General features: G+C 46.0%; 5 protein-coding genes. 4 read left to right on the forward strand and 1 reads right to left on the reverse strand.

Features of this window, described 5'->3' with window-relative positions; translation table 11 throughout:
• The first annotated feature begins 120 nt into the window (after positions 1-120).
• From cmoB to AB4507_RS12745, 4 genes are all read left to right on the forward strand, one after another.
• Positions 121-1,092: a tRNA 5-methoxyuridine(34)/uridine 5-oxyacetic acid(34) synthase CmoB gene (gene cmoB / locus AB4507_RS12730; protein ID WP_009846365.1), complete on the forward strand. Its 972-nt coding sequence runs from the start codon at positions 121-123 to the stop codon at positions 1,090-1,092.
• Positions 1,093-1,380: 288 nt separating this feature from the next.
• Complete coding sequence (locus AB4507_RS12735) at positions 1,381-2,121, forward strand: ATP-dependent zinc protease (protein WP_065585129.1); 741 nt, start codon at positions 1,381-1,383, stop codon at positions 2,119-2,121.
• A gap of 17 nt (positions 2,122-2,138) precedes the next feature.
• Positions 2,139-3,644 carry an inactive transglutaminase family protein gene (locus AB4507_RS12740; protein ID WP_372103122.1) on the forward strand — a complete coding sequence of 502 codons (1,506 nt, stop codon included), beginning with the start codon at positions 2,139-2,141 and terminating at the stop codon, positions 3,642-3,644.
• A gap of 3 nt (positions 3,645-3,647) precedes the next feature.
• Positions 3,648-4,628 carry an alpha-L-glutamate ligase-like protein gene (locus AB4507_RS12745; RefSeq protein WP_029235672.1) on the forward strand — a complete coding sequence of 327 codons (981 nt, stop codon included), beginning with the start codon at positions 3,648-3,650 and terminating at the stop codon, positions 4,626-4,628.
• A gap of 124 nt (positions 4,629-4,752) precedes the next feature.
• Here AB4507_RS12745 and fdhF read toward each other — a convergent pair whose 3' ends face one another.
• Positions 4,753-8,982: a formate dehydrogenase subunit alpha gene (gene fdhF, locus AB4507_RS12750; protein WP_372182782.1), complete on the reverse strand. Its 4,230-nt coding sequence runs from the start codon at positions 8,980-8,982 to the stop codon at positions 4,753-4,755.
• Positions 8,983-9,126: the final 144 nt, after the last annotated feature.

Here is a 9,126-nt window from a genome sequence, read left to right on the forward strand (position 1 = left end):
CTCAGAAAGCGCCCCTTAACAAAACACTCTAGCATCTATTTATAGATCCCCGATGCACTCGTCGACTCGCGTTCGAGGATGACGATAGTATCGAGTAATAAAATTTAGGAACTTGTTCTAATGTTTAATTTTGCCAATTTTTATCAACTTATTGCCCAAGATACTCGCCTTCAGCCGTGGCTAAATGTTCTTCCTCAACAGCTGACGGATTGGCAAAATGCAGAGCACGGTGACTTCGACCGCTGGTTACGTGCATTGAACAAGATTCCACAAGGTGTGCCTGACCAAGTTGATCTGAAAAACTCAGTGACCATTGGCAGCTCTACACCGTTCCACACGGGTGAACTTAAAAAGTTAGAAAGCTTGCTAAAGACTTTCCACCCTTGGAGAAAAGGTCCTTACACGGTTCACGACATTCATATCGATACAGAATGGCGCAGTGACTGGAAATGGGATCGTGTGCTTCCACATATCTCACCACTTAAAAACCGTTCTGTGCTCGATGTAGGTTGTGGCAATGGTTACCACATGTGGCGCATGCTTGGCGAAGGCGCTCGTCTTACAGTAGGTATCGACCCTTCTCACCTTTTCTTGGTTCAGTTTGAAGCGATCCGTAAGTTGATGGGCGATGACCAACGTGCGCACCTTTTACCTCTAGGTATTGAACAACTACCAAAACTGGAAGCGTACGACACTGTATTCAGCATGGGCGTGCTATACCACCGTCGCTCTCCGCTTGATCACTTGATTCAACTGAAAGACCAATTGGTGTCTGGCGGTGAATTAGTGCTTGAAACCTTAGTGATTGAAGGCGATGAAAATGCAGTTCTGGTTCCTGTTGACCGTTACGCGCAGATGAGAAACGTGTACTTCTTCCCCTCTGCTCGAGCTCTGAAACGCTGGCTTGAACAGGTCGGCTTTGAAGACGTGCGCATCGTGGATGAGAATGTCACGACAATCGGCGAGCAACGCACGACAGAATGGATGACACACAACTCTCTACCAGATTACTTAGACCCGAATGATCCAAGTAAAACGGTTGAAGGTCACCCAGCACCAAGACGTGCCATTCTTGTGGCGACCAAGCCATAAATGTGATGCCCGAAAGCCATTATTTAGCCGATAACAGAGTAATGGCTTTTTGGTGGCTACAGCGCCACCTTTTGCTTCGCTGTGAGCTTTCACAAAAATGCGCGCAAATTGAACAAAAATTGACTTATGCTTAATAAGTGAGCTATTTAAAATTACAATAATTGGCGTAGCGCTCACATTGCGATTCAATATGACCAGACTCTTACAATAGGATGCTTCACGCATCCTTTTTTGTGGGCTAAACTTCTAAATAGTCTGAACTATTCTCTAATTTCCAAAGGTTTTTTTATGTTTAAGCGATTATCGCCTATTGTGGCGGTTGGTTTGCTCTCTGGTTGTACCCTTACTAACGGTGCTGCCTACCACCAAGAAACTCTCGATGCTATTGCCCGCTCAGAGACAAACATCGCAAATAAGGTTCAAAATCTTGAACTGCAAGTCAGTAATCAAAGTGATTACATTGAAAGCTTAGAAGACGAAATCATCACCCTTTCAAATCAGTTAGATGTTCATCTAACAAGCATGGAACACAAAGTCATTGAAGAGCTAGAGGAAGAAGAACCCGTGGCAGTTGCAGCGGCTCCTATCGCTCCTACCTCACAACCGACTATCCTTGGCGGAATCGAAAAAGTGTCTATCGACTCAATCAAACAAAGCTTTGATGCGCGAGTGGATACCGGCGCAACAACCTCTTCTTTGAATGCCGTCGATATTAAAGAATTCGAACGAAATGGTAAGAACTGGGTTAAGTTCCACCTAGAAGACCAAGGACAAGCGGCAGAAGACCAAAAATGGATTGAAGCGCCTGTTGTACGTTATGTGAAAATCCGCCAATCAACGAATGATCAGACAGAACGTCGAGCTGTGATTGAATTATGGGTTAAAGTTGGAAAAATCCATGAAAAAGCGCAATTTACATTGGCGGATCGCTCTCAAATGAGTCACCCTGTATTACTAGGGCGCGAATTTATCAAAGACATAGCGCTAGTAGATGTAAGTAAAAAGTACGTACAAACGGAAGTTAAATAACAATAGTAGGGTAAGCTATGACGTCAAGAATTCCATTTTATATCTCTATATTCCTGCTTATTGTGGCAGGTATAACACTGAGTATGTTCAGACATACGACCTACGGTGTACCTTGGACTCCAGGGGAAACCAGACAGGTTTGGGACGTTGAAGCTCGCATCGAGTTCAACGCAGTAGGCAAAGAAGCAAAAGTTTCCTTAGCGGCTCCTCATACTCAGTCTAACTACACACTTATCGGCGAATCGGCTTCATCGCCAGGTTATGGTATCTCTTACTTGAATACCGAATCAGGTCGCCGCGCAGAGTGGTCTATTCGATACGCAGATGGCCCTCAAACTATCTACTACAAAACACAATTCCTAGTCGACAACCAAGCAAAAGTTGATGCTATACCGCCAGAAGGCGAAGTCGCACAGCCAAGCTTCGACGGCCCTGAAGAAGCCGCTTCTTTTGCATTGATTGATAGAGCGACAAAGCGTTCTGCAGACAACCTCACTTTTACCCGTGAGCTCATCAAAACACTTAACGATCCAGACAGCCAAAACTCAGCGCTTATTCTGAATAACATGACTAAAGTGGAAGCGACACACAAGCTACTTTCATCAGCAAACATTCACAATAAAGTGGTTGGTGTTATCGAGCTAGAAGATGGACGTCGTCGTCAATCTATCCAGCAAATGAACCAGATCTGGGATAACGACCAATGGGTTTTATTCTCTCCTGAATCAAGCGAACAGCAAGTTCAGCCAAACCTGCTAATTTGGGATGAATCAAATGTATCTCTATTAGACGTGGTTGGCGGTCAGAACAGTAAAGTTCACTTCTCGATGATTGCTCAGGAGGTGACTCCCACTGAAGCAACCAACAGTAAAGTCTCTGCGGATCAACTGTTAAACCTTTCCATTCATAGTCTGCCGCTAGAAGAGCAAGCGATGTTTAAAACCATCATGCTGATTCCTATCGGTGCTCTGATTGTTGTGTTCCTACGTGTCATCATCGGTCTGAAAACGTCCGGTACCTTCATGCCTGTACTGATTGCGGTAGCCTTTGTACAAACACAATTGGTAACGGGTATTGTCGGCTTCCTACTTATCGTAGGTACAGGTCTTATTATTCGAAGTTACTTATCCAAGCTCAACTTACTGCTGGTCGCCAGGATATCCGCCGTAATCATCACGGTAATCATGATTATTTCTGTATTCACTGTGGTCGCGTTTAAAGTGGGTCTGACTGAAGGTCTATCCATTACGTTCTTCCCAATGATTATCCTATCTTGGACTATCGAACGTATGTCTATCCTATGGGAAGAAGAAGGCGCGAAAGAAGTAATGCTGCAAGGTGGTGGTTCTCTATTCACTGCGGTTCTTGTTTACTTAGGCATGACTAACCCGTTCATTCAGCACTTAACGTTTAACTTTATTGGTTTACAACTTGTTATTCTAGCGACCATCTTGCTACTAGGTAACTACACAGGATACCGTCTAACCGAGCTTCGTCGCTTTAAACCGCTAGCGGAGGACTAAGTTATGTTTGATCAGTTTACTTCACCGTTTAGGTTGAAAGACAAAGGCATAATGGGAATGAACAAGCGTAACCATAGTTATATTGGTCGCTACAATGATCGTTCCAAGTATCCACTCGTTGATGACAAGCTTAAGACGAAGATCATTGCTGAACAGGCTGGTGCTACTGTACCAAAACTGATTGGCGTGATTGGTCATCAAGCTGAAGTAAAAACAATCCACAAGATGGTAAAAGAGTGGCCGGGTTTCGTAATCAAGCCAGCTCAAGGCAGTGGTGGTAAAGGTATCCTTGTTGTGACTTCTCACAAGGACGGCGTTTACACCAAGCCATCGGGTTCGACTATCAATGAAGAAGACGTAGAGCGCCACATCAGTAACGCTCTCGCGGGTCTTTTCTCACTCGGTGGTAAGAACGATGTTGCTGTAGTTGAAAACCTCATCAAGTTTGACGAGTGTTTTGACGGCTTCAGTTACGAGGGTGTACCAGATGTACGAATCATTGTATTCAAGGGCTACCCTGTAATGGCGATGATGCGTCTATCGACTTCGGCTTCTGATGGTAAAGCTAACTTGCACCAAGGTGCTGTGGGCGTAGGTATTTGTATCGCTACGGGTAAAGCCGTTCGTGCGGTTCAATTTGACCACCCAGTGACTCACCACCCAGATACGGGTAAAGAGTTGGCGCTACTACAAGTACCCCATTGGGAAAAGCTGCTGACACTTGCATCAAGTGCTTGGGAAATGACAGGCCTTGGTTACATGGGTACGGACATGGTTTTAGACCAAGAAGAAGGCCCGATGGTACTGGAGCTAAACGCTCGCCCTGGATTAGCAATACAGATTGCAAACGGCGCAGGTTTATTACCTCGCTTGCATCATATTGAAAACCTGGGCACACCGGCTGAATACCCAAAACCAGCAGAGCGCGTTGCCTACGCTGCTAAGCAATTTGGTGTTCACGGTAGCGAAATTGTTCAAAACTAAGCTCATCTAAATTAAAGCGAAACGACTCAGTTATTGATACTGAATCTAGCTCGATAAAAAGGCCGCATAACTCTGAGAGTTACGCGGCTTTTTAATGCCAGCCGTCTTCACCGAGCTAATATGATTAAGCCTCTGTTACTTCACACTCAGGCTCACGAATAGGATCAATACGCACAGCCGCCACCTTAAATTCAGGGATCTTCGCGTGTGGATCAGTCGCTGTGGTAGTCAAACGGTTAACTGGTGATTCAACAAAATGGAATGGAATAAATACCACACCCTTTTGCATTCGTTTAGTCACAAAGGCCGCGATTTCGATTTCACCACGACGTGTTGAGACCTTAAGCATCTGACCATTCGAGATACCTAGCGCTTCAGCATCATGAACACTCACCATGGCACGCGGCCCTGCTAAGTTATCCAACCCTTTTGTTTTACGTGTCATGGTTCCGGTGTGGAACTGTTCTAGAATACGGCCTGTCGTTAATACTAACGGGTATTCCGCATCCGGTAGCTCAGCAGCGTATCTAAACGGAATCGCCTCCATTTGACCACGCCCACGCGTAAATTGGGTCTGGTGCATGATACGTGTGCCATCAGGGTTGTTCTTATTACTTGGCCATTGCACGCCGTTCACCGTAATGTTCTCCCAACGTAAACCACCATACTGTGGCGTGACACGCGCTATCTCATTGGTGATATCAGCAACCGAGTCATATTCCCAATTGCCGCCCATCGCATTAGCCAACATTTGGATAATCACCCAATCTTCTTTCGCTTCACCTGGAGGCAATACCGCCGGGTTAATACGCTGAACACGACGCTCGGTATTAGTAAAATGACCAGACTTCTCAGCAAACGAGCAAGACGGTAGCACCACATCGGCATATTGAGCGGTTTCGGTTAAGAAAATATCTTGAACCACGAGGAAATCTAACGCTTCAAGACCTTCAATCACATGCGCTTGGTTCGGGTCACTCAGCACTGGGTTCTCGCCCATTACGTACAGACCACGAACATCTCGATGACACGCTCCATCAATAATTTCGGTCAACGTTAAGCCTGTTTCAGCCGGTAGGTCAGAAACACCCCACTCCATCGCGAATTTTTGACGAACCATTGGGTTGTACACTTTCTGATAACCCGGAAGGTTATTTGGCAATGCGCCCATGTCACACGCACCCTGAACATTGGATTGACCACGTAATGGGTTGATACCGCCGCCTTCAATTCCGATATTGCCACACAAGAGCTGTAGGTTAGCGATTGATCGAACGTTATCGTGACCAGTGGTATGTTGCGTAATGCCCATCGAGTAGTACACCGCTGTACGCTCTGCAGTACCAATCAATCGCGCCATTGCGAAGATGTCTTCCGCTTTAACGCCAGTTACCAGCTCCACTTTGTCTAGTGAATAACTTGGTGACATTACCTCTTGAAGCAAGGTATCAAAGCCATCCACACGGTCTTCGATATACTCTTGGTCGTACCAACCGTGTTTGATGATTTGCTGCATCACACCATTGATCAACATTACATCAGTACCCGGTCGGTGCGCTAAATAAAGTTCAGCATGGTCAGCAATATCGATTCGTTTTGGATCGGCAACGATCAATCTCGCTCCACCATGTCTCACAGCTTGCTTGATATGCGAGCCAATAATTGGGTGTGCTGACGTGGTGTCGGAGCCAATAATAAAGATCACATCTGAGTGCTTGATGCTTGGAATATCATTGGTCATCGCCCCGCTACCTAGCGAAGCCTCTAAACCAGTAACAGTAGATGCGTGACAAAGGCGCGCACAGTGATCGACGTTATTGGTACCGAGTTCACGACGTATGAATTTTTGGAAGGCATAGTTATCTTCATTGGTGGTTTTCGCCGACGAGAACCCCGCTAAAGCGTTACTGCCAAAGCCTTGCTTAATCGCAGTAAACTTCTCGGCAATAAGCTTAACTGCCTCATCCCAACTTGCAGGTTGCAACCAGCCATCTTTACGAATTAATGGTGTGGTTAAACGCGCATCGCTGCCCACAAAATCGAAGCCAAATCGTCCCTTAACACACAACATGCCTTCATTAACCGGAGAGTCTCCGCCTTCGATATAGCGGATTTTGTTTTTCTGCTCATCGATATGCATGGTTAGCTTGCAGCCGACACCGCAATAGGTGCAGATGGTATCGACTTTCTTGAGTACGTCTGTGTCTCCCTGCTTTCTGTCGCGAGCATCCACCATTGCACCGGTTGGACACGCCTGAATACACGATCCACATTGAACGCAGTTTGAGTCGCCCATTAAGGTCTTGTCCGCCCCAAAGTTAGGGCGACATTCGGGTCTTGATGCAGGTTTGCCATCGGATTGGTTCATGAAGCTTAGAACGCCATGAACATTCTGTTCGCGACAGGCTTGGATACACTGGCCACAACTGATACAGCGGTTGGCGTCAAAGATAATGAACTCAGAACTGTCATCGACCGAAAATTTTTGTCTTGTTAACCCGACCTTCGCTTCTTCAGCACGAATCGCCTGCCAACTCTCATTCGAAGCCACATCGATTTTGTACTCTGGATGCGTTTGCGTTGCTTTGTATTCGGTCGAGTAGTCTCGTAGGTCGCAATCGGTATTGGCTTGGCAACCACACTCTAGACATCTTGCTGCTTCCGCTATTGCATCAGCATTATCAAACCCTGTTTCTACTTCATCAAAGCTTTGTTCACGCTGCTCGGGCGTTAGTTCTGGCATGATCTTACGAGCCATACGTTGTATCGACTGGTATTGCTCAGGATCCACCGCTTTGAGCTGTTTGTGTTTTCTTGAGTTAAACGGTTTGGCCGGAATATTTTCCATATCACCGTGGAAGAAGCGATCGATCGCTTGTGCAGCAATACGCCCATCCCCCACCGCTTCGACTGCGGTTGCAGGGCCGCGTCGGAAATCACCAATACTGAAAATATTTCCGGTTCCGGTATGCATGGTTTGTGGATCAGCATCTGCGGTATTCCAACGAGTAAGAGGAATATCAATCGCTTCATTGTCCATAAAGCTCAGATCAGGCTTTTGCGACACGGCAGCAATAACCGTATCAAACGCTTCAACAAAGAACTCGCCAGTTGGTTTAGGGCTGCGGCGGCCTGAAGCATCAGCAGGACCCAAAGCCATTCGTTCTAATCGTATTTCTGATACATGACCATTTTCATCGGCTATGTTTTCTGCAGGGTTGGTTAAGAAGTGGAACTTCACACCCTCATGTTCAGCTTCTTCGATTTCGTAATCTTCTGCTGGCATCTCATCTCGAGTACGACGATAAATCAGCGTAGTATCCGCGCCATCACGAACTGCGGTTCGAGCACAGTCAATCGCTGTATTACCGCCACCGATCACGGCAACCTTTTTACCAGTGACGTACTGCTGGTCGGTCACGTAATCTTTCAGATAATCGACACCCAAATAACAACCTCCGAGTTCGCTACCCGGGTAATTCATCTCGACCGCTTGTGATGCGCCAACGGCTAAACAAACCGCATCAAAATCGTTACTTAAATCAGACAGTGTAAAATCAACACCGAGTTTTTTACCGCACTCAACCACCATTCCGTTGCGACACATCAACTCGATTTCTTTATCTAGAATCGACTTAGGTAAGCGATATTCAGGGATACCGTAACGCAGCCAACCACCCGCTTTGGGCATCGACTCATAGACACTGACTTCATAGCCTTCGTTAGATAGGTAATAACCCGCCGTAAGCCCACCGGGGCCACTACCAACAATAGCAATGCTCTTGCCTTTATTTGGTTTCTTCGCTGGCATGTAGCTCTCTTGAGCCGCTAGATCCGCATCGGCAGCGTGTCGTTTGAGTTGGCGAATCGCAATGGATTCATCGACCAAGTTACGACGACATTCGGTTTCACAGAAAGCAGGACACACACGACCAATTGAAAGCGGCATTGGCAATGTCTTTTTGATCACTTCAATCGCTTTAATGTGATCATTTTGAGCAATATGGTGCAGGTAAGATTGGATGTCGACCCCAGCAGGACAGGCTGTTTGGCATGGCGCCTCACAGTCAGCGTAGTGATCGGTCATGATGCGATTCAACGCTTCTTGTCGATGATTCGTTAACTGTTTTGACTGAGTGGTAATATTCAGCCCATTAGACACTTCAAGCTCACAAGAGCGAGTAACACCAACGCCATCAACTTCCACAACACACAAATCACACGGCACTTTATCCGCTGTTTTATTCAAACCACATAAAGATGGGATCTCCAAACCACATGTTTTTGCCGCTTCAAGAACGGTTTGTCCTTGCTCGACGATTCGATATTTCCCATCAATAACGATTTGAATCATACCTAAGTCCTACCTTTACCTTTCGCACACGCGAGTTATCAACAATTAAAATTTAAGTAATACAATATTATTAATATTATTAAATCTATGTCATTACCATACATTATTTGTGGTTTTGTGCGTGTGACCTCAAACAAGTTCCAT

It is taken from the genome of Vibrio sp. 10N.222.54.A3 (genome assembly GCF_041474095.1).
Lineage (GTDB): Bacteria > Pseudomonadota > Gammaproteobacteria > Enterobacterales > Vibrionaceae > Vibrio > Vibrio crassostreae_C.

Coding starts and splice junctions, on each gene's coding strand:
- AB4507_RS12740 (WP_372103122.1), top strand. CDS start 2,139: ATGACGTCAAGAATTCCATTTTATATCTCTATATTCCTGCTTATTGTG.
- AB4507_RS12745 (WP_029235672.1), top strand. CDS start 3,648: ATGTTTGATCAGTTTACTTCACCGTTTAGGTTGAAAGACAAAGGCATA.
- AB4507_RS12735 (WP_065585129.1), top strand. CDS start 1,381: ATGTTTAAGCGATTATCGCCTATTGTGGCGGTTGGTTTGCTCTCTGGT.
- cmoB (WP_009846365.1), top strand. CDS start 121: ATGTTTAATTTTGCCAATTTTTATCAACTTATTGCCCAAGATACTCGC.
- fdhF (WP_372182782.1), bottom strand. CDS start 8,982: ATGATTCAAATCGTTATTGATGGGAAATATCGAATCGTCGAGCAAGGA.